The organism is Pseudoxanthomonas sp. UC19_8, assembly GCF_042700505.1.
GTDB lineage: Bacteria > Pseudomonadota > Gammaproteobacteria > Xanthomonadales > Xanthomonadaceae > Pseudoxanthomonas_A > Pseudoxanthomonas_A winnipegensis.
This window is the reverse complement of record NZ_CP170559.1, coordinates 247,972-271,996: the sequence shown is the minus strand read 5'-3', so window position 1 is coordinate 271,996 and position 24,025 is coordinate 247,972. Positions and strand designations below refer to the sequence as shown.

Annotated in this window: 21 protein-coding genes and 1 pseudogene; 10 read left to right on the top strand and 12 right to left on the bottom strand. The window is 64.9% G+C overall.

Translation table 11 applies throughout. From position 1 onward, the window contains the following. Positions 1–83: 83 nt before the first annotated feature. From ACFJIT_RS01200 to ACFJIT_RS01185, 4 genes are all read right to left on the bottom strand, one after another. Positions 84–746, bottom strand: coding sequence for an XAC0095 family protein (locus ACFJIT_RS01200; RefSeq protein ID WP_379654760.1), 663 nt, complete (start codon positions 744–746; stop codon positions 84–86). A gap of 338 nt (positions 747–1,084) precedes the next feature. Further along, entirely contained in the window at positions 1,085–2,185 is a 1,101-nt protein-coding gene (locus ACFJIT_RS01195; protein ID WP_379654759.1) for a M28 family peptidase, read from the bottom strand. A 232-nt stretch (positions 2,186–2,417) separates the two neighbouring features. Then, the gene (locus ACFJIT_RS01190) at positions 2,418–2,987 is read right to left on the bottom strand and encodes a hypothetical protein (RefSeq protein ID WP_379654758.1); all 570 of its coding nucleotides are present in this window, start codon (positions 2,985–2,987) and stop codon (positions 2,418–2,420) included. A 4-nt stretch (positions 2,988–2,991) separates the two neighbouring features. Continuing rightward, positions 2,992–3,585 carry a hypothetical protein gene (locus ACFJIT_RS01185; RefSeq protein ID WP_130516696.1) on the bottom strand — a complete coding sequence of 198 codons (594 nt, stop codon included), beginning with the start codon at positions 3,583–3,585 and terminating at the stop codon, positions 2,992–2,994. Positions 3,586–3,888: 303 nt separating this feature from the next. On the opposite strand from ACFJIT_RS01185, the gene ACFJIT_RS01180 reads away from it, so the two are divergent. After that, positions 3,889–4,125, top strand: a complete 237-nt coding sequence (locus tag ACFJIT_RS01180; RefSeq protein ID WP_379654757.1) for a hypothetical protein — start codon at positions 3,889–3,891, stop codon at positions 4,123–4,125. 178 nt (positions 4,126–4,303) lie between these two features. On the opposite strand, the gene ACFJIT_RS01175 is transcribed toward ACFJIT_RS01180, so the two are convergent. The 7 genes and pseudogenes from ACFJIT_RS01175 to ACFJIT_RS01145 all read right to left on the bottom strand — a co-directional run bounded on the left by ACFJIT_RS01175 (position 4,304) and on the right by ACFJIT_RS01145 (position 13,296). Then, a complete protein-coding gene (locus tag ACFJIT_RS01175) occupies positions 4,304–4,867 on the bottom strand; it encodes a DUF4259 domain-containing protein (RefSeq protein WP_379654756.1) in 564 nt (187 codons plus the stop codon). Between the two features lie 10 nt (positions 4,868–4,877). Further along, positions 4,878–5,015, bottom strand: a pseudogene (locus ACFJIT_RS01170) (IS4 family transposase); the annotation flags it as partial. A gap of 147 nt (positions 5,016–5,162) precedes the next feature. Continuing rightward, positions 5,163–5,495, bottom strand: a complete 333-nt coding sequence (locus ACFJIT_RS01165; RefSeq protein ID WP_379654755.1) for a hypothetical protein — start codon at positions 5,493–5,495, stop codon at positions 5,163–5,165. Between the two features lie 426 nt (positions 5,496–5,921). Then, complete coding sequence (locus ACFJIT_RS01160; RefSeq protein WP_379654754.1) at positions 5,922–9,380, bottom strand: P-loop NTPase fold protein; 3,459 nt, start codon at positions 9,378–9,380, stop codon at positions 5,922–5,924. Between the two features lie 66 nt (positions 9,381–9,446). Continuing rightward, the gene (locus ACFJIT_RS01155) at positions 9,447–10,337 is read right to left on the bottom strand and encodes an NrdJb (protein WP_379654753.1); all 891 of its coding nucleotides are present in this window, start codon (positions 10,335–10,337) and stop codon (positions 9,447–9,449) included. A 115-nt stretch (positions 10,338–10,452) separates the two neighbouring features. Further along, positions 10,453–10,998 carry a hypothetical protein gene (locus ACFJIT_RS01150; RefSeq protein ID WP_379654752.1) on the bottom strand — a complete coding sequence of 182 codons (546 nt, stop codon included), beginning with the start codon at positions 10,996–10,998 and terminating at the stop codon, positions 10,453–10,455. Between the two features lie 144 nt (positions 10,999–11,142). Then, the gene (locus ACFJIT_RS01145) at positions 11,143–13,296 is read right to left on the bottom strand and encodes an adenosylcobalamin-dependent ribonucleoside-diphosphate reductase (protein WP_379654751.1); all 2,154 of its coding nucleotides are present in this window, start codon (positions 13,294–13,296) and stop codon (positions 11,143–11,145) included. A 507-nt stretch (positions 13,297–13,803) separates the two neighbouring features. Between ACFJIT_RS01145 and ACFJIT_RS01140 the strand changes: the two genes are divergently transcribed. The 5 genes from ACFJIT_RS01140 (at position 13,804) to ACFJIT_RS01120 (ending at position 17,974) form a co-directional block, all read left to right on the top strand. Next, a complete protein-coding gene (locus ACFJIT_RS01140) occupies positions 13,804–15,285 on the top strand; it encodes a Do family serine endopeptidase (RefSeq protein ID WP_130535007.1) in 1,482 nt (493 codons plus the stop codon). Between the two features lie 108 nt (positions 15,286–15,393). Further along, positions 15,394–15,750, top strand: coding sequence for a hypothetical protein (locus ACFJIT_RS01135; RefSeq protein WP_379654750.1), 357 nt, complete (start codon positions 15,394–15,396; stop codon positions 15,748–15,750). Positions 15,751–15,781: 31 nt separating this feature from the next. Beyond that, positions 15,782–16,276: a phage holin family protein gene (locus tag ACFJIT_RS01130; protein WP_379654749.1), complete on the top strand. Its 495-nt coding sequence runs from the start codon at positions 15,782–15,784 to the stop codon at positions 16,274–16,276. Further along, on the top strand, positions 16,273–16,860 hold the full coding sequence (locus ACFJIT_RS01125; protein WP_379654748.1) for a hypothetical protein: 588 nt from the start codon (positions 16,273–16,275) through the stop codon (positions 16,858–16,860). Before ACFJIT_RS01130 ends, ACFJIT_RS01125 begins: the two co-directional genes overlap by 4 nt. A gap of 13 nt (positions 16,861–16,873) precedes the next feature. Further along, entirely contained in the window at positions 16,874–17,974 is a 1,101-nt protein-coding gene (locus tag ACFJIT_RS01120) for an AI-2E family transporter (RefSeq protein WP_130516669.1), read from the top strand. A 303-nt stretch (positions 17,975–18,277) separates the two neighbouring features. Here the strand turns inward: ACFJIT_RS01120 and ACFJIT_RS01115 are convergent, their stop codons facing one another. Further along, positions 18,278–18,484, bottom strand: coding sequence for a hypothetical protein (locus ACFJIT_RS01115; RefSeq protein WP_379654747.1), 207 nt, complete (start codon positions 18,482–18,484; stop codon positions 18,278–18,280). Positions 18,485–18,717: 233 nt separating this feature from the next. On the opposite strand from ACFJIT_RS01115, the gene ACFJIT_RS01110 reads away from it, so the two are divergent. From ACFJIT_RS01110 to fhuE, 4 genes are all read left to right on the top strand, one after another. Further along, positions 18,718–19,437, top strand: a complete 720-nt coding sequence (locus ACFJIT_RS01110) for an HAD family hydrolase (protein ID WP_379654746.1) — start codon at positions 18,718–18,720, stop codon at positions 19,435–19,437. Then, positions 19,434–20,807 (top strand): leucyl aminopeptidase family protein, encoded by a 1,374-nt coding sequence (locus tag ACFJIT_RS01105; protein ID WP_379654745.1) that lies wholly within the window; start codon positions 19,434–19,436, stop codon positions 20,805–20,807. The genes ACFJIT_RS01110 and ACFJIT_RS01105 overlap by 4 nt, the downstream gene beginning before the upstream one ends. Then, positions 20,804–21,355 carry an RBBP9/YdeN family alpha/beta hydrolase gene (locus ACFJIT_RS01100; RefSeq protein ID WP_379654744.1) on the top strand — a complete coding sequence of 184 codons (552 nt, stop codon included), beginning with the start codon at positions 20,804–20,806 and terminating at the stop codon, positions 21,353–21,355. Before ACFJIT_RS01105 ends, ACFJIT_RS01100 begins: the two co-directional genes overlap by 4 nt. Positions 21,356–21,648: 293 nt before the next feature. Beyond that, positions 21,649–23,829, top strand: coding sequence for a ferric-rhodotorulic acid/ferric-coprogen receptor FhuE (fhuE, locus tag ACFJIT_RS01095; protein WP_379654743.1), 2,181 nt, complete (start codon positions 21,649–21,651; stop codon positions 23,827–23,829). The last annotated feature ends 196 nt before the right edge of the window (positions 23,830–24,025 follow it).

Sequence of the window (24,025 nt, the reverse complement as noted above, 5' to 3'; positions counted from 1 at the left end):
CCCCCGCAAGCCGCCTTTCATTCCGCAAACAACAGCGGCGGCCGAGGCCGCCGCTGCTTCCCACCGATCGCGGTGCGCGCGCGTCAGTGCAAGCGCATCGCCCCGGCCATCCGGCCAACGGCCTGCGGCAGACGCGGCGCGGCCTGCACGTCGTGACGCAACGCCAGGACGGACCCCTCGCCATACGTGAGCCGGACTTCCCGCACCGACGCGGGGCCGCCGCCCGGCGCCAGCGGCTGCGCCGCGATCTCCGTGAGCAGGTCCGCCATCTCGCTGGCCTGGTTGAAGATCGCGAAGCCCAGCATCGACACGCTGCCCTCCGCATAGTCGGCCGCCTGCTCGGCGAACACCGCATCGCCGAAGGCCTTGATGCCCGAGACCAGCAGCTGCAGGGCGTCCAGCTGCGCCAGCGTCGCCCCGAAGGCCAGGCGCGGGCCCTGCGCCTGCGTCGCCTCGTCCGCTGCGTACGGCGCGGCGGCTTCGGCCGCCGCCAGCGCCGCGCCGGCCTGCGCCGGGCGCGACATCCGCAGCAGCACCGCCTCCACCTGCCCGGCCAACTGGTCCAGGCTGCAGGCCAGCTCGGCCGCGCCCACGCCGGGCGCCTGCTTCCGCTTGCGGCCGGGGCGGGGCTGCGCCAGCCGCGCCAGCAGCCGCAGCTGGTGGCCGACCTGCATCAGCAGGTGCTGGCTGTCCTCGGGCAGCGCGCCGCCCGTCGTGTTCCGATCATCGAAGAGATGGTCCGTCATCGTTATTGCTCCTTGGCATCGCGAGGTGACCGCCCGCCATGCCCGGCGGACGGAGGTAAAGGAGACTCAAGCACCGCAGCGCGCCGGCAGGCGCATGCGCCTTGCGGGGGCGGTCATGGCCACCCTGCCGATGCCGCCATCGCATCGGGTGCCCCTGCCGGGACTGCAGGCACCGGGACACCAGGTTCAAGGGCGGGCAGCGCGCGCTGAGGCGTTTCCAGGCTCCTCGAAACCGACGTTGCTCCGCCCCGTGGCCGGTGTCAACACCACGCGGGGCGGCTTCCGCGCGCGCCTCGGTCGCACCCATCCAGGCGGCAGCCGACGGAAGCCAGCCACGCTCAGGGCGCGGCGTTTTGCTCGCCGTGCAGCCTGCGCGCGGCCTCGACGTACTTGGCGGCCTTGGGGTTGTCGGCGTTCCAGCGCGGCGCCTTCGGGTCGTTGGCGATGGTCCACACGGCCAGGGCGACGGTGCGGTCGATGGCGGCCATGTTGGCGTAGTCGATCTTGTCCCAGGTGTCGGCCGGGCCGTGGTAGTCGGGGAAGGCGTAGGCCACGCTGATGGTGTGCGCCGGCACGCCCAGGTCGGCCAGCGCCTGGTTGTCGCTGAAGGCGAAGTAGCGGTCGCTGTTGACCGGGTGCTTGGTCATGCGGATGCCGGTGGCCTCGCCCGCCTTGCGCAGCACATCGGCCACTTGCGAGTAGTCCGCGCCGGTGATCGCGGCCGCGCGCACCTGCGGGCCCTCGCTGTCGTCGGTGCGGCCGACCTGCTCCAGGTTGATATTGGCCACCGTGTCGGCCACCGGCACCAGCGGATGCGCGCCGTAATAGCGCGAGCCCACCAGCCCGTGCTCCTCGCCGAACACCGTCATGAACACGATGCTGCGCTTGGGCCGCACCTGCTGCGCGGCGAAGGCGCGCGCCAGCGCGATCACCGAGACCGTGCCGCTGCCATCGTCGTTGGCCCCGTTGAAGATCGGGTCATCGCCCTTGTCCTTGCGGATGCCCAGGTGATCGTAATGCGCCGTGACCAGCACATAGGTCTTGCTCAACACCGGATCCGAACCGCGCAGCACGCCCACCACGTTGCGCACGATCAACCGCTCGGGCGCATCGGCGAACCTGGCCCGCTCCTTCTCCGGCGCGATCTGGCGCCAGTCCGCGGTCTGGAAATACCCGTCATCCCCCAGCGGTTCCAGCCCCGCCCCGCGGAACTGCGCGGCGATGTACTCGGCCGCCAGATCCAGCCCCCGCGACGGCGTGCCCCGCCCCTCCAGCGCATCGGACGCCAGGAAGGACAGATCCCCGCGCATCGCGTCGGCGGAGATGCTGGCGAGCAGGCTGGCCTGCGGCTGCGGCAGCTGGGGTTCTTTGGCTTGGGCGATGCCCGTGACAAGTGCGGCCGACAGCAGCGCGATGCGCAAGGTTGTATAGATCGTCATCCTGCTCCCCCTGGTGATTGGGGCAGAAGTCTAGCCCGCTCGCACGCGCGCTGCGCCGGCGCTTCAAGGATGGAGACGGCGACCATCGTTACAACCGGCTCCGCGCCTCAGCTACCCCATTTCACTGGCATGGCTCGCACGCATCACCCCTCTGAGACGGGCGGGCTATCGCGCCGTTTTCCTGCTACAGGTCCACTTCCTCATATTCGGCAAGAGCTCAAACCCATCCAAGTCACTGCGGCTGCGAGGAACTCGACCTGGATCTCTGAAGCTGCTGCCGAAGCACGGCCTCAGGCTCCATCCGCACAGCCGTCAGGCATCGGGTTCCGGTGGCATCGAAGAACAGCGTCACGGCAGAGCCGCCGGTGAAGTAGGCGTAGCCGATCGTCGGTGCCGGGTCGTCCGGCGGCGAAGTCCAGACCACGTCCCTCAGTTGAAGATGCTCGCGCACGAATTCCCGATGCACGCACGCACCGCTGAAACGCATCACCAGATCGGTGTCTTCCGCGCCCGCAGGGCCGATTGAGGAGGACACCTTCACCGGGCCCACGCTGGTATCCCCCATGAGGGTGCGGCCGTCCACCACGGCTTCGTTGCGGACCTGCGTCTTGGCACGCAAATCGGCCTCCAAGAGGCCACGGCCCGCCGCTCGACTCTGGGCGAGGTTGTCGATCAGGGCCAGGACGGCCTGCTGTGAAGCCTCAGGCGCCTGGGCGACCGGCGTCGCGGCGTTGACCACTGCGCAAGCGAGGGAGCCGACCGCCAACGCACAAGCAAACGGGACAAGCTTGGATGTCTTCATGATCTCACCACGGATAGTTGGCATCGTAGTAGTCCCCATTCGCTTGGGTATATGTCTTACCCGTCGAATTGGTGTTGTTGTCGCAGAATGTCTGGCCGATCTCCTGGAGGCTCTTACCGCTAGCGAGCATGGACAGCATCGTCGATTCGTTCTGAGCGATCAGCGGAATGACGATCGATCCCGAAGTCGCGCCAGAAATCTCGCCCCTCACCACACCATTGTTCGACACCGCGTTCGCCTCCCAGACGCACATTTTGGTGATGTACTGGTCGCGCGTCAGCGGAGCCGAAATGTCCGGAATGCCGGCCACGTGGTGACCAAGCTCATGGGAGAGATAGCCGAGGGTGCGATACAGGCCAACGGTATCGAAGGAGTCGCATGAGTATGGCGGCACATAAATGATCTTCGTCGCCGGGTCGTACCTGGGAGGGTTCCCGTAAAAACGGCCAGCGGTATGGGCCGCCACCTGGGAGCGGAGCGTCGAAGAAGCCTCTCCGATCCCGTCGATGCAGTAGCCCAGGCCGGTGTTCATGGTCTGAGCCGACGCGAGGGGCGAGAACAGATAAAGCAGCACCAAGAGACAGAGCGCTCTGGTCATTTCACGTGCTCCTTGTGGTCAAAGCTTCCTAAGGAGCATCGTTTTTGAAAGCAGACTGCAAGTCAATCCAGAAAGCGCATGCCGTTCACTAATGGCGCAACCTGTCACGCACTTAACAGGCATTACTCCTACAAGCGCCTCGCATCAGCCGATCTACGAACAACATCAGGGATCAGCTCATGTTCGCGAAAACACGAGTTCCGCCCATCGCCTGCGTGGGAAGCCGTACTCTGACCAAGATTCCGAAAATTCGTCCAAGCTAACGCCGCTCCGCGGCTCGGCATAACTCAGGCCTGAGGTGGCATGGGAGAAGCGTCATTGCCAAGCACGCCAAAGACAGACCTGGCAGTTCTCGGGCTATTGGCAGCCTTGGCAGCCGCTGCGTTCTTGTTTGGAGATGCCCTGGGTCTTCTGGTGTTCGCCGCGCTTCTTGTTGCGCTACTGGTGCAGTGCATCCGGCTTGCCTTCTCGCGCGGCAGGAGCGAAACACTCAAAAAGCTTTGGGATGCGGTCAAGGACGCCTTCTGGGGCATCGGCTGAGCAACACACCCCTTTCAGGGATCAAATTCGGGGCCGGAGCGCAGTTTCATGTGCGCGAGAACAAGAGCCCACCTGCCGGCTGCGCGGGAAAACAGCACTCTGCCCCTGCGGTACTCCCGTCACGTTGTGGATTGGAAAAATCGCCGATGCAGGTGGTACGCGAGCCTTCGTGCCGTGCTTAACCCTGCAGCTTCGCCTTCAACGCCATCACGGTGGCCTGCCATGCATCGGCTTCGTCCGCCTCTTCCCACAGCTCGCGCAGCTCGGACTGCTCACCGACGATCCGGTCGAGCGCCTGGTTGGCCTGCTTGATGAGGTCCGGGCTCACCTCCGGTGCGATCCGGGCCAGCCACTCGGTCAGTTCTTCTTCCTCCTGAGCGGCGGCCGTCGGCCGGCCGGCGGCGGCGGCGACCACTTCGGCCGCCGCGATGCCCAGGCACGCCTCGGGCGCCTCCAGGTAATCCTCGGCTGCGAGCACGGCGGCCAGTGCGTCACTGACCAGGCTCAGATCAGCAACATCAGTGAGGTCAGCCATGAAGTCAGCCGCGTCGTCATTCTCAAACGATCCATTGCCCCAAGTGCCCACGATGATCTCCTTGCATGTGATGCGTTGATGGAAGGCCAGGCCCCGCCCGACCCCGTGGATCCCAAGGCAGGCACTGTAGCGTTGCTTTCTTTCGGAAGGCAGTCCGGCGGCGTCATTGAGCAACTCCGCAAGCTGCAAGGCTTCAGCTTTGCTCAATGTCAGTGGACTGCAGGGTCGAGTACAGCTTGCCCCACCGTTTGGCTGGATAGCGCCATTGATCGATCCCGGTGGCCTCGCAACCCAGACCGGCCAACCACGGGACAAAGCCGACTGGAGCATTGATCAGTAGCAGGATATCCAGCCGACAGCGCTCCACAAAAAAGGGGTCAGAGTGCAGTTCACTGTTACGCAAGCACGAGCCTGATCCCCTCGCTTACGAGCAAAACTGCACTCTGACCCATATTGTCGGTTTCCCTCTTCCTAGGAACCCCCATGCCTCCAGCATCGGAGGTCAATAGAGCTTGTCCGTCACCTTTGCTGATCCGCTTTCCGTTATAACGACAAACTTGCGCTTGACCACACCAGACGTGAAGCCCGCTGATAGCACAAGATAGACGGCGCTCCCGCCGAGCTCTGGGTCACCGTCCGCATACGTCGTCTGGACACCATTCACCCAGAAGCCTTTCAGCTGACTCAGCTGAGAAGGATTGAGGACGAAGCTTTTTCCAAAGGCATGAATACTCAAGCTCGTAATGCCGGTATGTGCCTGAGTCCCTGTGACATCCACAGGACCGGGCTCGCCGATCCCATCCGACTTGAGAGCGAACTTGGCGAAGCCAAGCATGCCCTCTTCCGTCGCTCTCGCCGGAGCCGCGAGCATCGCGAGCGCGAACAGTAAGAGCAGAAGACGAGATAGATGCACTACGGCCACCTCACTAGTCGTTGGCGAAAAACAAGGAAATGCACTGCGCCCGCCGATCCTTAAACTGCACTCTGACCCCTAATTTCCGTAGCAGGATATCCAGCCGACAGCGCTTGCTAAAAGAGGAGTCAAAGTGCAATTTCGCTGTCACGAAAGCACGAGCCAGATCCCGTCGCTTACGAGCAAAACTGCACTCTGACCCCTATTGTCGCTTTACGGCCCCCTCACCAGTCCTTTAGCGAAAGCCAAGGAACTGCACTCTGCTCTCTGCTGCCTCCTTGAGGCTGCACTCTGACCTTTGTTTCGGACCCGATTTCGTTTTGCCAACTCAATTACCAGATTATTGCCCTACGATTTCTTTTTACCCACCGATCTCGTTACCTGTACAACTTTATTTTTTAATCTTTTTAAGGCACCCACCAACGCAGTGTCTGCAAGACCCGATCCAGATGCCAATTTAATTTGTGCATACAACTCGCCGCGTGCCAACTTAGGCGTCATGGATTTACCGATACTCTGAACATTTACCAGCGCACCGGTAAACCACCTTATTCCATCAATGTCGGGAATCTTTACGATCGCCAAGATCAGAGGAAGCACATCCGACGAACCAGTTGGCGTGCCTAGCCACGCACTTAGCGCCGGGGACGCCGCAACCCAGTAGTCTTTACCCAAAGAAGCTGACGCGGATTTGATTCGATCGGACTCGTCACGCCCAATACTGAGTGAGGCACTTTTTCGGATGGTCTTAGAGAATGCAGCGACGAGCTCAGGCTTCCAAACTGTAGTCGCTTTCTTTTCCGCCTTCAATTCCAGTTCCGCGCGGACTAAATCTGCGTTGCTTGTTAAATTGAAAGCCGGCTTGTTGTCTAGAGCTTCTATACAGCACCGAGCGCGCCAAGAAAAATTCGTTACATCTTCTAGCCACTCCCTAGATGTAACGCCTTCGAGAGCGTTGTATATACTATTTACAAGGCCTTCAGCAACCGAGATGTTGCGAGACGCAACCAGAATTTTCGTGCGCCATCTCCACGCCTGGACAGAGGTAGAAATGGCATCGATTAAATCATCTTCATTATATGTATGGAGACACGCTCTCACACATTTATCAAAGAAAGCCAGCGACCATTCCTTGTTTGCATGATAACCTCCAGAGGACAACTTATCTACATTAATCACGGCCGAACTAGCATCGCCTTCGATAATTATTCCAGCAGGAAATACGGCTAATTCATTGGCCCATTGAACCAAGATACCCCTGAATGACTCGTCAGCAACAGCCTTTTCGAATACCTGGATCGCACAATAGTCGTCTGAAAGTAGCTCTTTCAAGGCCTTATTCAGTGCAGGCACACTGGCTGGATTTTCACTGAACGCGAGAATGCCCAGGTGTTTGAACATGTCTCGAGCGGAGAATTCCGATTCGCACGACCAGGAGATCATAAATACCATCGCCAGCTTGGCTGCAGCATGATATCTATGATTAGCAATTAAACGCTCCACTAGCTTGGGGGAAGCGGAATATGAAACCGAGTCAATTTTTAAAGACGGCGGCCTCGCCCCCTCACGAAGGCACGCTAGTAATTTATCTAATATCCCATCAAAATATTCAATGGACTGGTCTGTCTCAACAAGCTCATAACCGGCTAAAGCTTCAAATATAATTTGCGCCGGCTCTCCCTTGGCAATAAATGACCACGTTATTAGCAAATCATCAATGCCAGCAAATTTTCCCGTAGATATTTCTGATGAAATATACCTATTTGTTCCTTCAACTCCATCGAGAGGTGTCAGCAATTGCCACAGTTGCTCATCAGTACCATCAAACAAATCGAGAAACTTCGCGAATCCCAGACCGGTAAGTGCGACCGTAGCCTCGCGTTTGTAAAACAAAAATTTATCTCTTACCCCCTCATTTAACAGCAATCTTGAAAGATTTTCTCTGTAGACAGCGGCTGTCACACCACTTTCCTGAATGCGCTTTGCCTGGGAAGGCGACAATTTATTACCTATAACTTGAGCCGCAAGTTGAGCAAGTCTCTCGCTCGGGAACATAGAGAGCACGTCCTCAAGAAGCTCAGAAGAGCCATTTATGACCAGTGATTCAGAGGGCTCACGGTTAAGAATTATATAAACAAAATTTTCCAGTGATTCTTGTAGCTGGCGAATACCGGTCGATATCTCGACGTCCTTTATAGCGAGCGAAATGAGTTCTTCATCTCTGAGAGACGCAATAATGCAACGAAGTTCTTCAATCGCTACATCTATGCTCTCTTCAGCTATTGCGTCACTCCGATCTGCCATAATCTGCCGTAAAATATGAGCAAAGCTTTGATGGCGCGACAAATTGAGCGAGATCGTAGCAACATCCCTCTTCTCGAGTGCCTGGACGGCCAATGGCCGTTGTAGAAGTTCAAGCGCATCCGCTTCATCACCGGTGTTGAAGTATATCCTGGCGTATGCCGCCTTCAAATCGAACGCGGATAATCGCTTCGCAACAACACTAGGAATTTCGCTGCTCGCTAAGTCGGAAAACCTCGACTCGACATTATCTAATATATACGCAGCACCAACATATATCGGATATTGCCCACTCCATTGCTCCACAAAAACAGCAAGCTGATTTACAAAAAGGACCAACTCTCGCGGAGTTGGAAGTTGGACTGGCCCCATCTTGGCTAGCAAAAGATCCGCGACTTGCTCAATCTCGCTCTCGCCCAGGTCTGGGAGCGAAGATAACATCATGTTGCGAAGAAACGGACGCCATTTCTTGAGTATTGGGGGAGGAAGCCTGAATCGCGCCTGAAATATTTTATCTAAAAAGGCACCTTCAAATTTTGCCCGTCCCTTTGTGCCGTCTGAAATTTCGGCCTGAGAATCAATCGGAACAACCACCCACAGTTTTTGATACCAAGGCCTATTAGAGAATTGCGGAATATCTACAAAGGACTGAAGCAGCGCCCAGATATTCGAAATTTCCGCAGCATCAAGCCGGTCCAAATTATCTATAACTAGCACTAGCTTCCTATCCCCGCGGCTACTAAGCGCAGCCGCGAGCACGTCGCCGAAGACCCTCTGAAACTCGATCGTTGATTGGTCTCCCTGTTCGGTGATCGAGGTACGCTCGACCGTGGTCTGCTTATTAAGGATCGCTCCAAAGTAATCGAACCGAGGCGTACCTTTTATCTTGGCGTAGATGGCACCTCCAACCCACGAGGCAGGAATAAGGAGAGATATACTCAGCCCTGTCCAGAAGTTGAGGGTCGCCCACCAATTTACGTGAAGTGTCTGCTGGTTGAGTATTGCCTCAACACCCTTGGCTAACAGCGATAGTCCACCGGGAAAGACTAACAAAGAGATCGCGAGAAGTAGCCCAAATTTTGTAAGTTGCGGCGATGTAGTTTTCTCAGACTCCCGTCTTTTCCCAGAGAGCATGTCCAGTTCTGCACGCCATAGGGCAGTATTGCTAAGCCAACCTTTCTCAGTCAGGAAATCTATAAGTGAAGTGAGGAATGCTCTACGTAATGGATCGCCAACATGCATCCAAGCGTCGTACTGATGGATTAAAGTTCCGTTTGACTCGCATTTTTCAGAAAGCATCTTTATGACGGAAGATTTTCCAGATCCCCAACGCCCCTCAAGCGCGATCGTTTTTCCGCCTTCACTATTTCTGATCAAGCGCTCCATACTCGTTGCTACACGCTCATGCACGCCGAGTTCGTCGTTACTTGATGCGGCATCAGATCTAAGCTGAGCCGACCGTCTTCCTCTAGACTCATAAGCGCTGGAGCTTTCTAAAGTGACCACTTAAACCTCCATGTAAAAAGGCAGATCCATTGATCTGCCCTTGCTGATTTTCTGAACTTTAGTAGTTCAACCGCACTTCGAATACCCACAATTCAAACACGTCTGACACCCATCCATAATCACCATGGCCTTGGTGTTGCACTTGTGGCACATGCTGGCCGAGGGCGGGAAGCTGGCGCCGTCGCCGGTGACTTCGATGTCCTCGACGTGGTCGGCGGTGCTGTTAGGGATGAGGGGGGTGGCGGAGGCAGGAGCAGAATCAAGAGCGCCCCCTCCCCGGCCCTCCCCTTCGCTGCGCGAAAGGGAGGGGGTGGGCGCCTCGCTGCGCTTGGTGCTGGGGGTTACGTCAGTGTTTTTTTTTGAGCGGTCTTCGTACTGCTTGCGCTTTTCGGCCAGGATCGCCTTCTGGTGCTCGGACATTTCCGGGTCGTGGATCAGGCCGATGGACTTCATGTGCTCCTCGACGATGGCGCCGAGTTCGGCGACCAGCGAGGGCATGTAGACGCCGCCGGCCTTGAAGTAGCCGCCGCGCGGGTCGAACACGGCCTTCATCTCGTCCACCAGGAAGGTCACGTCGCCGCCCTTGCGGAACACCGCCGACATGATGCGCGTCAGCGCGACGATCCACTGGAAGTGCTCCATCGACTTGGAGTTGATGAAGATCTCGAACGGGCGGCGGTGCTCGTGCTCGGTGCCGGCGTTGAGGACGATGTCGTTGATGGTCACGTACATGGCGTGCTCGACCATGGGCGATTTGATCTTGTAGGTGCTGCCGACCAGCACGTCGGGGCGCTCGATGCGCTCGTGCATCTGGATGACTTCGGCCACGGGCAGCTCGGCCTCGGCGGTGGCGCGGCTGACGGACTCGGCGGGCACCGGCGCGGCGGCCTGGCGCGCCTTGTCTTCCGGGGTGAGCACGCTGTAGCCCTTGATTTTCTTGTCGATCTTGACGGCCATGGCCTTGGGTCCTGGATGCGGTACTGCGTTGAGGTGGGAGGACACCGCCGTGCGCCAGTGAGGCGCGCTCAGGCGGCGTGCCCTGGCCGGTGCGCGGCCAGGGCGGTGCTGCGGGTTACTTCGTTTTCTTGGCGACTTTCTTGACGGCTTTCTTCACTGCTTTCTTGGCGGGCGCCTTCTTGGCGACGGCTTTCTTGGCCGGCGCTTTCTTCAGTGCTGCTTTCTTGACGGCCTTTTTGACCGCAACCTTCTTGGCGGCGGCCTTCTTCACCGCTGGCTTGGCGGCGAGCCGCTTGGCCGGCGCCTTCTTGACCACCTTTTTTACCGCTTTCTTCGCCGCGACCTTCTTGCCCACGCCCTTGGCCTTCAGCGCGGCGGCCTCGGCCTTGGCGGTGGCGCTGGCGGCGACCAGCTTCTGCTTGGTGCTGGCCACGGTCTTCTTGACGGCCTTGGTGACCTTGCTGGTGCGCTTGGTCACGGCCTTCCTGGCCTTGTCCAGGGCCTTGCTGGCGGACTTCTTCGCCGTGGCCGCGCGCTTGGCGACGGTGTCGGCGGCCTGCGAAGCGGCCTCGGCCACGGTGGTGGCGAGTTCGCTGGTCTTTTCCTTCACGCTTTCGGCGGCTTCGGAAAGCGTCGCCGAGATTTCCGTTCCTGTGCTCATGTGCCCCTCCATCAGGGCTCGTAGGGGTGCCAAGACGATGCCAGTGCAGCCGCGTGTTACGGGTGTCCATCCTGCGCCGTGCTGCCCGCGACGCAGGGGTCTTCCAGCATCGCGCATGCCGGTGTGGGCCGGCGCGCGCGGCGCTCAGAACTTGCCGTAATACCCTTCCTTGAGCGCGTCGAACAGGTTGGCGGCGGTGTGCATCTCGCCGTCGTATTCGATCTGCTCGTTGCCCTTGACCTCGACGAAGGAGCCGTCCTCCAGCTCGAAGCGGTAGGTGGTGTTCTCCAGGTCCGCCTCCTTGACCAGCACGCCCTGGAAGGCGGCCGGGTTGAAGCGGAAGGTGGTGCAGCCCTTCAGGCCCTGCTGGTGGGCGTAGCGGTAGATGTCCTTGAACTGCTCGTACGGATAGTCCGTGGGTACGTTGGCGGTCTTGGAGATCGAGCTGTCCACCCACTTCTGCGCGGCGGCCTGCACGTCGACATGCTCCTTGGGGCTGATGTCGTCTGCGGCGATGAAGTAGTCCGGCAGCTTGGCCTGGGCATCCTCGGAGAACGGCATGGCCTTGGGATTGACCAGCTCGCGGTAGGCCAGCAGCTCGTAGGAGAACACGTCCACCTTCTCCTTGGACTTCTTGCCCTCGCGGATCACGTTGCGGCTGTAGTGGTGGGCGAAGGAGGGCTCGATGCCGTTGGAGGCGTTGTTGGCCAGGCTCAGCGAGATGGTGCCGGTTGGGGCGATGGAGCTGTGGTGGGTGAAGCGCGCGCCGACTTCGGCCAGCTCGTCCACCAGCTCGGGCGCGACCGAGGCCACGCGCTGCATGTAGCGGCTGTACTTGGCGTGCAGCACCTTGCCTTCGATCTGCTGGCCGACGCGCCAGCCGTCGCGCTCCATCTCCGGGCGCTGGCGCAGCATCGCCGGGGTCACCTCGAAGCGCTCCTCCATGATCGGGGCGGCGCCCTTCTCCTTGGCCAGGCCTAAGCCGGTTTCCCAGCCGGCCACGGCCATGTCGCGGGCGATCTGCTCGGTGAACTCGCACGAGTCGGCACTGCCGTACTTCATGCGCAGCATGGTCAGGGTGGAGCCCAGGCCCAGGAAGCCCATGCCGTGGCGGCGCTTGCGCAGGATCTCGTTGCGCTGCTGCTCCAGCGGCAGGCCGTTGACCTCGACCACGTTGTCGAGCATGCGGGTGAACACACGCACGACTTCCTTGTATTCCTCCCAGTCGAAGCGCGCCTGTTCGGTGAACGGGTCGCGCACGAAGGTGGTCAGGTTGATCGAGCCCAGCAGGCAGGCGCCGTAAGGCGGAAGCGGCTGCTCGCCGCAGGGGTTGGTCGCGCGGATGTTCTCGCACCACCAGTTGTTGTTCATCTCGTTGACGCGGTCGATCAGGATGAAGCCCGGCTCGGCGTAGTCGTAGGTGGACACCATGATCATGTCCCACAGGTGGCGGGCGCGGATGTGCCCGTACACCTTGCAGGCCACCAGGCCGTCGTCGCGCTGCACGTACTGGTCGGCGTTGGGCCACTCGCGCCAGACCACCTTGGCCGCGTCGGTCAGGTCGATGTCGCCCTGTTCCTTCTGGTTGACCGGGAACACCAGCGGCCAGTCGGCATCGTCCTCCACCGCCTGCATGAAGCCGTCGGTGATCAGCAACGACAGGTTGAACTGGCGCAGGCGGCCGTCCTCGCGCTTGGCGCGGATGAAGTCCTTCACGTCCGGATGCGACACGTCGAAGGTGCCCATCTGCGCGCCGCGGCGCCCGCCGGCGCTGGACACGGTGAAGCACATCTTGTCGAAGATATCCATGAAGGACATCGGGCCGGAGGTGTAGGCGCCGGCGCCGGCGACGAAGGCGCCCTTGGGCCGCAGCGTGGAGAACTCGTAGCCGATGCCGCAGCCGGCCTTGAGAGTCAGGCCGGCCTCGTGGACCTTCTCCAGGATGCCGTCCATCGAGTCGGTGATGGTGCCCGAGACGGTGCAGTTGATCGTGCTGGTGGCCGGCTTGTGTTCCAGCGCGCCGGCGTTGGAGGTGATGCGCCCGGCCGGGATGGCGCCGCGGCGCAGCGCCCAGACGAAGCGCTCGTACCAGTAGGCGCGCTTCTCGGCGGTCGGCTCGGCGTCGGCCAGGGCGCGGGCCACGCGCTGGTAGGTGCCGTCGATGTCGGCATCGATGGCCACGCCGGCCTTGCTCTTCAGGCGGTACTTCTTGTCCCAGATGTCCTGGGACGCGGGCTGCATCGGGATGACGCGGGCCGCTTCTGCTTTCTTGACCGCCTCAAGGCGCACCGTGCTCATGGATTGGAGCTCTCCGTCATGGATGAAAGGCGCGCACGCCAGCTTAGGCGCGCGCACGAGATGGATGAAATTTCGGTCAGCTGCGGCGTGTGCGCACGCATGCCCGGGCAAGGCACTGAAGCGTCGGACAGATTGTGGTGACGGTCCGGCCTGGACCGCCTGCACACCTGATGCATGCGCCGCTTCCCCACTGGCGCCGGGAAACCCAAGCCAAACCCTATGGCTTGGGGCCATTGCGCGGACACCTCGCTACATCTTGGGGCCGCAAGCCATGGAAAGTAGTCCCGCCCCCGAGGGCTGTCAACCACGCGTCACGCAGTTTGCGTGGAACGCTCGGGTCCACCTTCCATGGAACCCGCGCCGCGCCTGCGCGGGCCGATTTCATTGCCGGTTTAGGCGCCGCTGATCACACTCGTTCAGGTTGCCGGGGTTGGTGAGGACAGGCGCGTTGCCGCGATGCCGCACGCCCCCGGGCGCCTCTTTCCATGCCGATCGCCACCGACCCGTATGCGCCCACTGCCGACCCTGCTGTCCCTGACCGCCGCCGCTGCCTTCGGCGGCTTCGTCGCCCTTGGCCTGTACCAGACCTTCGACCATCCCGCGCTGGCGCGCGAGGACGGGCCGCCGTCCTCGGCAATCCTGCCGGCCGCCGCCGCGGGCGCGGCGCTGCCGGCCGCGGTGGAAGGCCAGGCGGTGCCCTCGCTGGCGCCGATGCTCAAGCGCGTCACCCCGGCGGTGGTGAGCGTCTACAGCCGCCAGACCGTACGCGTGGCCAGCCCGCTGGGGCCGTTCGCCAACGACCCGGTGTTCCGCCGGCTGTTCGGCATCCCCAACATGCCGCAGGAGCGAGTGCAGCGGGCGCTGGGCTCGGGCGTGATCATCGACGCCCAGCGCGGCCTGGTGCTCACCAACCACCACGTGGTGGAGAACGCCGACGGCGTGTCGGTGACCCTGAGCGACGGGCGCACGGTGGAGGCCGAGTTCCTCGGCTCGGACCCGGACACCGACGTGGCCCTGATCCGCATCCCGCCCAAGGACCTGACCCAGATCCCGCTGGGCGACAGCGACAAGTTGCAGGTCGGCGATTTCGTCGTCGCGGTCGGCAACCCCTACGGCCTTGGACAGACGGTGACCTCGGGCATCGTCTCGGCGGTGGGCCGCAGCGGCATCCCGGTGGCCGGCTACCAGAACTTCATCCAGACCGATGCCTCGATCAACCCGGGCAACTCCGGCGGCGCGCTGGTCAACCTGCAGGGCCAGCTGGTCGGCATCAACACCGCCAGCTTCAATCCTTCCGGCTCGATGGCCGGCAACATCGGTCTAGGGTTCGCCATCCCGATCGACCTGGCGCGCAACATCGCCGAGCAGCTCTATACCAACAAGGGCGTGGTCAAGCGCGGCACGCTGGGCGTGACCACGCAGGACGTCGATCAGCGCCTGGCCACGGCGCTGGGCCTGGATACGCCGCGTGGTGCGCTGGTGACCGGCGTGTATCCCGGTTCGGGCGCGGCCGCCGCAGGGCTCAAGCCCGGTGACGTGGTGCTGCAGGCCAACAACCAGCGCATCGACAACAGCGCGGCGCTGCACAACTTCGAAGGCCTGCAGGGCGTGGGCAGCCAGGTCACCTTGGACATCCGCCGCGACGGCAAGCCGCTCAGCCTGCGCGTGGGCCTGAAGGAACAGCAGCGCGACCTGCCCGGCGCGCAGCTGGACCCGCGCCTGTCCGGGGCGACCTTCAACGAGGTCGACGAGGCCCTGCGCCAGACCCTGCGCGCCAACGGCGTGGGCGGCGGCGTGCAGGTCGGCCAGGTGCAGCCGCGCAGCCGCGCCTGGACCAACGGGCTGCGCAGCGGCGATGTGATCATCGAGGGCAGCAACGGCCGCTTCGCCGACCTGCCCAGCTTCCGCAGCAGTTTCGCCAAGCCGCCGCAGCAGCTGGTGCTGCGCGTGCTGCGCGACGGCGAGGACGGCACGCTGCTGATGCGCTGAATGCCGGCCGTCCCGTCACGTGCCGCATGCGGCGCGCTGACGGGGCATTCATGCGGCCCTGGGGTAGGCTCGACCATCTGCTGTCCCACCCGTTCAAGGAGCCATGCCATGTCCGACGCTGCCAACAAGATGAAGTCCTCCCTCGGTGAGGCCGGGGAACACCTGAAGTCCGCCGCCTCGGCCGCCAGCGATGCGGTCGAGGGCGCCGCCTCGGTCGCCGGCGACGAGCTGCGCCTTGGTAAGGCCACGGCCAAGGCCGAGCTGTCCGACGGCGCGCTGGCCGGCCTGAGCGCGGCCGAATTCGGCGGCGAAGCCGCCCGCGAGCAGATGGATGCGCTGATGGATAAGGGCCGCGATCTGATCGACAGCGCCGCCGAACTGATCCGCGAGCGTCCGCTGGCCTCCTTCGGCATCGCCCTGGCCGCCGGCTGGGTCATCGCCAAGCTGGGACGCAGCAGCGATTGATCGCCCGCACGACTGCGACACCGGAGCCGGCGTGAGCGCACCCGACCACGACGCCGCCCCCGGCGACGACGCAACGCCCTCGCTGGACGAGAGCCTGCGGCGCGTCGGCAAGGCCGGCAGGGACAGCCTGTCCTCGGCGGTAGCCACCGCCAAATCGCTGCGCCGGCTGGTCCTGGCCGACTTCGCCCTGGCCCGCGCCTCGCTGGCGCGGGCGATGGTGTGGATGTCGGTGGCCGCCGCGTTCGGTGTGTCCAGCTGGCTGCTGCTAATGGGCGCGCTGATCGCCCTGCTGCAGCGGCTGGGGCTGTCCTGGCTCGGCGCGCTGTCGGTGGCCGCGGGCCTGAGCCTGGCGATCACCGCGCTGGGCGTGTGGCAGACGCTGCGCTATTTCGGCTTCAGCCGGATGGAGGCCACCCGGCGCCAGCTCAAGGCCATGGGCCTGGGCGACGACGATGAGGAAGAAGCCGGGCCGGAGGCGCGCTCGGCCGCCGAGCAGCTGTGCGCCCAGCAAGGAGGCACGCCATGAAGTTCGCTCACCTGCGCCATCGCGTGGACCGCGCCGAGGCGCTGGTCGAGCATCGCCGCGCCCAAACCCTGGCCGATGCCGATGCCCTGGTCGGGCACTGGAAGCGCGGCTGGACGCCATGGCGCATCGTGCTGGCCGGCCTGGGGCTGGGCTTCGTGATCGGCCAGACCCGGCCGATGCGCGCGGTCGGGGCGACCAAGTGGCTGCGCTCGGTGAGCGCGATCTCCGGCATGTTCACCTCGCTGCAGGCGGCCATGGCCGCCTGGCAGGCCGATCAGGCCGCGGACAAGGCGCACGATGCGGCCGGCAGCGCGCAGTCGGCGGCCGGGGCCACCCATCAGGCCGCCGCCGCGGCGGGTGCGGCGGCCGCGACCACCGGCGCGGACGACGCGGCGCGGCTGGCGCAGGGCAACACCACGGCGCGGGCGGCCGGGCTGGCCACCGCCGACGGCGGGCCGGCGCCGAACGCGGCGCGCGGCGTGTCATCCTATGGCCGCGCCGCCGAGGCGCGCGGTGAGACCAAGGCCTGGGCGGCGCAGGCGCCGCGCCCGGCCGAAGCGGCCACCGACGTTTCCGAACGCTAACGCCAGCCGCCGCATGTCCACCTCCGAAGCCGATCTCTCGCCGGCGCCCACGCCCCTGCCCGTCAAACCGGCGCCGCCGCGCCCGCGCGGGCCGCTGTCGCTGGTGATCCTGGCCTTCCTGGCCTGCGGCTACACGCTGTGGCTGGCGCAGGCGGTGATCCTGCCGGTGCTGCTGGCGGTGTTCCTGGCGCTGGTCGGCAACCCGCTGCTGCGCGGCCTGCAGCGGCTGTACGTGCCGCGCTTCCTCGGTGCGCTGCTGGTGCTGCTGCTGGGCCTGGCCGCGGCCGGGGCGCTGGCCTACCAGATGGTGCCGCCGGCCGCGGCCTGGGCCAAGGCGGCCCCGCGCGAGCTGCGCCAGCTCGCGCCCAAGCTGCATGAGCTGACCAAGCCGGTCTACGACGCCAACCAGGCGGCCGAGAACTTCGCCCGCGCCGCCGCCGGCGACACCGGCCGGCGCCCGCAGGTGATGCGCACCGCCGACGATCCGTACCGCACCCTGACCGCCACCCCGCGCATGATCGCCTCGGTGCTGGCGGTGGTGCTGCTGACGTTCTTCTTCATGGTCTATGGCCAGCCGCTGCAGCGCCATGCCGTGGCGCTGATGCCGCGGCGTCAGCAGCAGAAGCTGACCGTGGGCATCCTGCAGTCCATCGAGCGCGCGGTCTCGCGCTATGTGCTGACCATCAGCCTGATCAACTGTGTGGTGGGCCTGCTGTTCGCCGGCGCGCTGATGCTGCTGAAGTTCCCGCTGGCCGATGCGCTGCTGTGGGGCACGATGGTGGCGATCCTCAACTTCGCGCCCTACGTGGGCCCGCTGATCGGCATCGTGATGATGCTGGTGGTGGGCCTGACCACCTTCGACGATGCCTGGCCCTCGCTGCTGCCGGCGGCGATCTACCTGGGGCTGCACACGCTGGAGGGCCAGGTGGTCACGCCGATCGTGCTGGGCCGGCAGATGCGTCTGTCGCCGCTGATCCTGATCCTGTCGCTGATGGTGTTCGGTTCGCTGTGGGGGATCGTGGGGCTGTTGTTGGCGGTGCCGATGCTGGTGTGCATCAAGCTGGTGTTGGCGCGGGTGCAGGGGATGGAGGGGTGGGCGCGGCTGATGGAGTAGATCAGCCGTTGCTGGTGCTGCTGTTGTTGCACTGCTGTTGCACCTGCCGTTGCCCTTGCTGTTGCTGTGCTTCGGCTGTTGCTTCCCCTGTCTGAGCCGTAAAGCGAGCCGAGCATCGCAGGAAGACGGGGCCGAAGAGTCGCCCTGTTTGAGCGAAGCGAGTTTGGGCGACGTGCCCCGTCTTCCGAGAAGCGCAGGGGACCGCCGCGCAGCGGCGGCTCGCGTCCCGGCGAGAAGCGGTTTTGGCTACTTTTGACAAGACAAAAGTAGCTCGCGCGGCGAAGCCGTGCGAAAGCTTTGCTTTTAAGAAGCGATTGCGCGACGCTCAAGTTTTGCTTGCAAATTTAAAGCAAGACTTGTCAGGAGCTGGCGCTGGAACTTGTAGGACGAAAGCAGCGCGCCTGCGGCGCGCCAAGTGCAGAGCTTTCGCGCCTGCGGCGCGACTTCCTTTTGTCTTGTCAAAAGGAAGCAAAACCGCTTCTCGCCGGGACGCACGCCGATGCTGCGCATCGGTCCCCTGCGCTCCTCGCGAAGCAGGGCACGGCGCCCAAACTCGCTTCGCTCAAACAGGGCGCCTCTTCGGCCCTGCTTCGCTGCGGTGCTCGGCGTGCTTTACGGCTCAGACAGGTAGAGCAACAGCAACAGCAACAACAACAACAACAACAAGGCAACAGCCCGGCAACGGCAACGGCGGGCTGCGCCCCTCAAGGCAGGCGCCACAGCCCACAGGCTAAAATGCCCCCATGACCTTCGACATCCGCGCCATCACCCTCGACCTGGACGACACCCTGTGGCCGTTCGCCCCGATCGGTGAGCGCATCGAACGCAAACTGCACGCCTGGCTGGAAACCCACAGCCCCGCCACCGCACGCCAGTTCCCGATCGAGGCCATGCGCGAGCTGCGTACCCAGGTCACCGCCGACAACCCGCACCTGATCCACGACCTCTCGGCGCTGCGCAAGCTGACCCTGGAACACGCCCTGCGCCACAGCGGGGCCGACCTGGCGCTGCTCGATCCCGCGTTCGAGATCTTCTATGCCGAGCGCAACCGGGTCGAGTGCTATCCCGACGCCGTCGAGGCGCTGACGCGGATCGCCGCGCGCGTGCCGGTGGCGGCGCTGACCAACGGCAATGCCGATCTGGCGCGCTGCGGGCTGGATCAGCACTTCGTGTTCCAGTTGGGCGCGCGCGAACACGGCGCGGCCAAGCCGGAGGCGAGCATCTTCCACGCCGCCTGCGTGCGCCTGGCGCTGCCGCCCGAACAGGTGCTGCACGTGGGCGACCACGCGGTAATGGACGCGGCCGGCGCCATGCGCGCGGGCCTGCGCGCGGCCTGGCTCAACCGCGAGGGCGCGCCCTGGCCGCTGCACGAGCCGCGGCCGGACCTCGAATTTTCCACGCTCACCGCGCTGGCCGACTGGCTCGACGCACATCTGGACGACAAGGACTCCGCCGCCGCATGAGTGCTCCCGCCTTTCTCGACGCCCGCACCGACCAGGTGCGCCCGCTGCATGTGCTGCAGCGCGAGCAGTTCGGCGGCTGGTGCGCACGGCAGCCGCCGGCGGTGGCCGCGTGGCTGCAGGCGCAGGGCTTCAGCGCCGCGCCCGGCACGCTGGCGCTGCTGCCGGGCGAGGCCGGTGTGGCCGGTGCGGTGATGGGCATCGCCGACGCGGGCGATCCGCTGTCCTACGGCCACGCGCCGATGGGCCTGCCGGCCGGCAGCGCCTGGGAGGTGGTGAGCGCGCTCTCGGCCGACGCGCGCGCGGCGCTGGAACTGGGCTGGGGCCTGGGCGCCTATCGCTTCGATCGCTACAAGGCCGCCACACGCGCGCCGGCCCGGCTGCTGCGCGAAGCGGTCGATGCGCGCACCGACGCCCTGCTGGCGGCCTGCCTGCGCGTGCGCGACCTGGTCAACACGCCGACCCAGGACATGGGCCCGGACGAGCTGGAAGCGGTCGTGCGCCAGATCGGCGCCGAGCATGGCGCGCAGGTCGAGGCGATCACCGGCGATGCGCTGCTGGCGCGGAACTTCCCCGCGATCCACGCGGTCGGCCGCGCCTCGCACCGCGCCCCGCGCCTGATCGCGCTGCGCTGGGGTGCCGAAGACGCGCCGAAGGTGTCGCTGGTCGGCAAGGGCGTGTGCTTCGACACCGGCGGGCTGGACCTCAAGCCGGCCGACGGCATGCGCAACATGAAGAAGGACATGGGCGGCGCGGCGCACGCGATCGCGCTGGCCGAGCTGGTCATGCGCCAGCGCCTGCCGGTGCGCCTGACCCTGCTGGTACCGGCGGTGGAGAACGCGATCGGTCCCGATGCGTTCCGCCCTGGCGAGATCATCGCCACGCGCACCGGGGTGAGCGTGGAGATCGACAACACCGACGCCGAAGGCCGCGTGATCCTGGGCGATGCGCTGGCCCATGCCGGCGAGGACACGCCCGAGGTGCTGCTGGACTTCGCCACGCTCACCGGCGCGGCGCGCATCGCGCTGGGGCCCGAGCTGCCGGTGCTGTTCTCCAACGACGACGCGCTGGCCAACGCCTGGCTGGCCGCCGGCGAGCGCACGCGCGATCCGCTGTGGCGCCTGCCGCTGTGGCGGCCGTACCTGCGCTATCTGACCAGCCACGTGGCCGATCTGGCCAACGCCGGCTCGCGCATGGCCGGTGCGGTGACCGCGGCGCTGTATCTGGAGCGCTTCGTCCCGGCCGGCACGCCGTGGGCGCATCTGGACGTGTACGCCTGGAACGACAACGATCGCCCCGGCCGCCCCGCCGGCGGCGAGGCGATGGCGCTGCGCGCGGCCTTCGAGATGCTGCGCAGCCGCTACGCGCCGTGAGCGCCGCACCTGCCACGGTGCTGGTACTGCCGGGCTGGCAGGATTCCGGCCCGGCGCATTGGCAGTCGCAGTGGCAGGCCGCGCACCCGGACTGGAAGCGCGTGCAGCAACGCGACTGGATGTCGCCCAGGCGCGCGGAGTGGATCGCTACGCTGGATGCTCTGGCGCAGGCCACGCAGGGCCCGCTGGTGCTGCTGGCACACAGCCTGGGGTGCATCGCCGTGGCGCACTGGGCCGCCGCGCGACCGGCCGCGGCCACGCGCGTGCGCCATGCCCTGCTGGTGGCCCCGCCCGATGTCGAGCGCGCCGATCTGCCCGCCGCGCTGGCCGACTTCGCACCCGCGCCAAGCGCGGCCCTGCCCTTCCCCGCCACGCTGGCGGCCAGCCACGACGATCCCTATTGCGGCTTCGAACGCGCCCGTGCGCTGGCCGATGCCTGGGCATGCGCGCTGTGGGACGTCGGCCCGGCGGGCCACATCAATGTCCAGGCCGGCTACGGGCCATGGCCGCAGGGCCTGGCGCGATTCCAGCGCATGTGCGTGGGCTGAGGCCCACACGCCGGCGGCGGCGGTAAGGATCGCCGCGCCAGGCCTCTACAAGCCCGTCGCCGCTGTCGCTACACTTGCGCGCGCTGCCGGCGGCGCTTAGCCGCCCGGCCAGACGCAGGCCGCCGGTGCGTTCCGTGCCGGTGGTCGCGACCTCGCCAGCTCCGCCTTCGCACATCACGCCGCGGCCCCTGTGGGCCGACCCCGGCGATCGTCAAGTCCAGCCAGCTCTTCCGCCCATCGCCCGACGCACGGGGTTGCCCGGCGTCGGCCATCTGTTCCACGGAGAGACTGCCATGACTGCGATTCCCCCCACCGGCACGCGCCGCGCGCTGCCGCCCACCCTGCTCGCCCTTGCCTGCCTGTCCGCGCTCCCGGCGCTGCTGGCGGCCCCGCCCGCGGCCGCCGACGACGACGACGCGCGGGTCACCACGCTGGACAAGCTCCAGGTCAAGGGCGAGCGCGCCCCGGACTACACGGTGAAGACCACCGCCGCCGGCACCGGCCTGGACCTGGGCCTGCGCCAGATCCCGCAGTCGGTCAGCGTGGTGACCCAGCAGCGCATCGAAGACCAGAACCTGCAGACCATCGGCGAGGTGCTGGGCAATGTCGCCGGCGTGACCAACAGGCAGGTCGACAGCGAGCGCAACCAGTTCTATGCGCGCGGCTTCGACATCGACAACTTCCAGTTCGACGGCATCCCCACCACGATGGAGCAGGGCTGGAACTACAGCGATGCCTCGATGGACACCGCGCTGTACCAGCGCGTGGAGATCGTGCGCGGCGCCGCCGGCCTGCTCACCGGCACGGGCAATCCCTCGGCCTCGGTCAACCTGATCCGCAAGCATGCCGACAGCAACACGCTTACCGGCAGCGTGACGGTGGGCGGCGACAGTTTCGGCAGCACCCGGGCCACGGTGGACGTGACCACGCCCCTCAACGCCAGCGGCACCGTGCGGGCGCGGGCGGTGGGCAACTACACCGACCGCGACTTCAACCTCGCGCGCTACACGCAGGAAAAGACCCTGGGCTATGCGGTGCTCGACGCCGACCTGGGCGCCTCCACGCGACTCAGCGTGGGCTACGACTGGCAGCGGAAGAACGCCGACGATGTGACCTGGGGCGGCTTTCCGGTGCTGTATGCCGACGGCACCCGGACCCGCTGGCCGCGCACGTTCAACGCCGGCGCCGACTGGGCCTACTGGAACACGACCAGCAAGCGCGCCTTCGCCAGCCTGCGGCAGGGCTTCGACAACGGCTGGTCGCTCAGGCTCAACGCCACCCACGACCGCAGCGACGGGGACAGCAAGCTGTTCTACCCCTACTACACGATCTACGGACTGGACCGCAGCAGCGGCGGCGGCGTCATCCCCTATGGGGGCTGGTACATCATCCACCGCAAGGTCGAAGGCCTCGATGCCGCCGCCGACGGCCCGTTCGCGCTGTTCGGCCGCGAACATCAGCTGATGTTCGGCATCAGCTGGAACCGCCGCCGCTATCTCAACACCGGCACCTACGACTTCAATGCCCGCATCCTGCTGCCCGACTACCTCGACTGGGACGGCAGCCAGGCGCGCGAGCCGAACTGGAAGGCCCTGCAGGTCTCCGGGCGCGGCACGATCACCCAGAAGTCCGGCTATGCCGCGGTCCGCTGGTCGCTGGCCGACCCGCTGTCGCTGATCACCGGCGCGCGCTACACCCACTGGACCAGCGCCGGCGAGTACAACGACACGCGCAGCAAGACCATCCCCTATGCGGGCCTGGTGTGGGACATCGACCCGACCTGGTCGGCCTATGCCAGCTATACCGGCATCTTCAATCCGCAGACCGCGCGCGATGCGCAGAACCGCTTCCTGGCGCCGAAGCTGGGCAAGAGCTACGAGCTGGGCGTGAAGGCGGGCTGGTTCGAGGACGCGCTCACCGCCTCGCTGGCGGTCTACCGCACCGCGCAGGACAACTTCCCGGTCTCCACCGGCCTGTACAACACCGCGGGCAATGCGATCTCGCTGCCGGCGGACGTGGTCAGCCGCGGCTACGAACTGGAGGTCAACGGCCGTCTGGCGGCGGGCTGGAACGCGACCTTCGGCGTCTCGCGCAACCTGATGCGCAATGCCCACGACGACAGCACGCCGGTGCCCTACCTGCCCACGACCACGCTCAAGCTGTTCACCAGCTATACCGCCCAGGGCGGTCCGCTGGACGGCCTGACCGTGGGCGGCGGGGTGAACTGGCAGAACCGCATCTACAACGATCGGGTGGTCTACATCACCGTGCCGGTGGCCCGCTCGGCGCGCATCGACCAGGGCGCCTACGCGCTGCTGAGCCTGTTCGGCCGCTATCGGATCACCCAGGCGGTGGCCGTGCAGTTGAACCTGGACAACGTGCTGGACAAGCGCTACGTCACCCAGATCGCGTCCGCCTATGGCGGCTGGGGTGCGCCGCGCAGCGGCACGCTTAGCCTGACCTGGGCGTTCTGACCCGGGCGGCCGTGCGCACCGTGACAGGGTGCGCACGGCCAAATCGGCGCTGCAGCCAGCCCCTGCCGGGCCATGCGCGAGGCCTGGAGATGGCTGCCTTCGTTGAGCTTGCTGATCGCCTGGACCAGGCCTCCCGGCTCAGCTCGGGGGATGGCGCAAGCCGCCGTGGCACGCGGCTTGAGTGGGAGCAGATGTC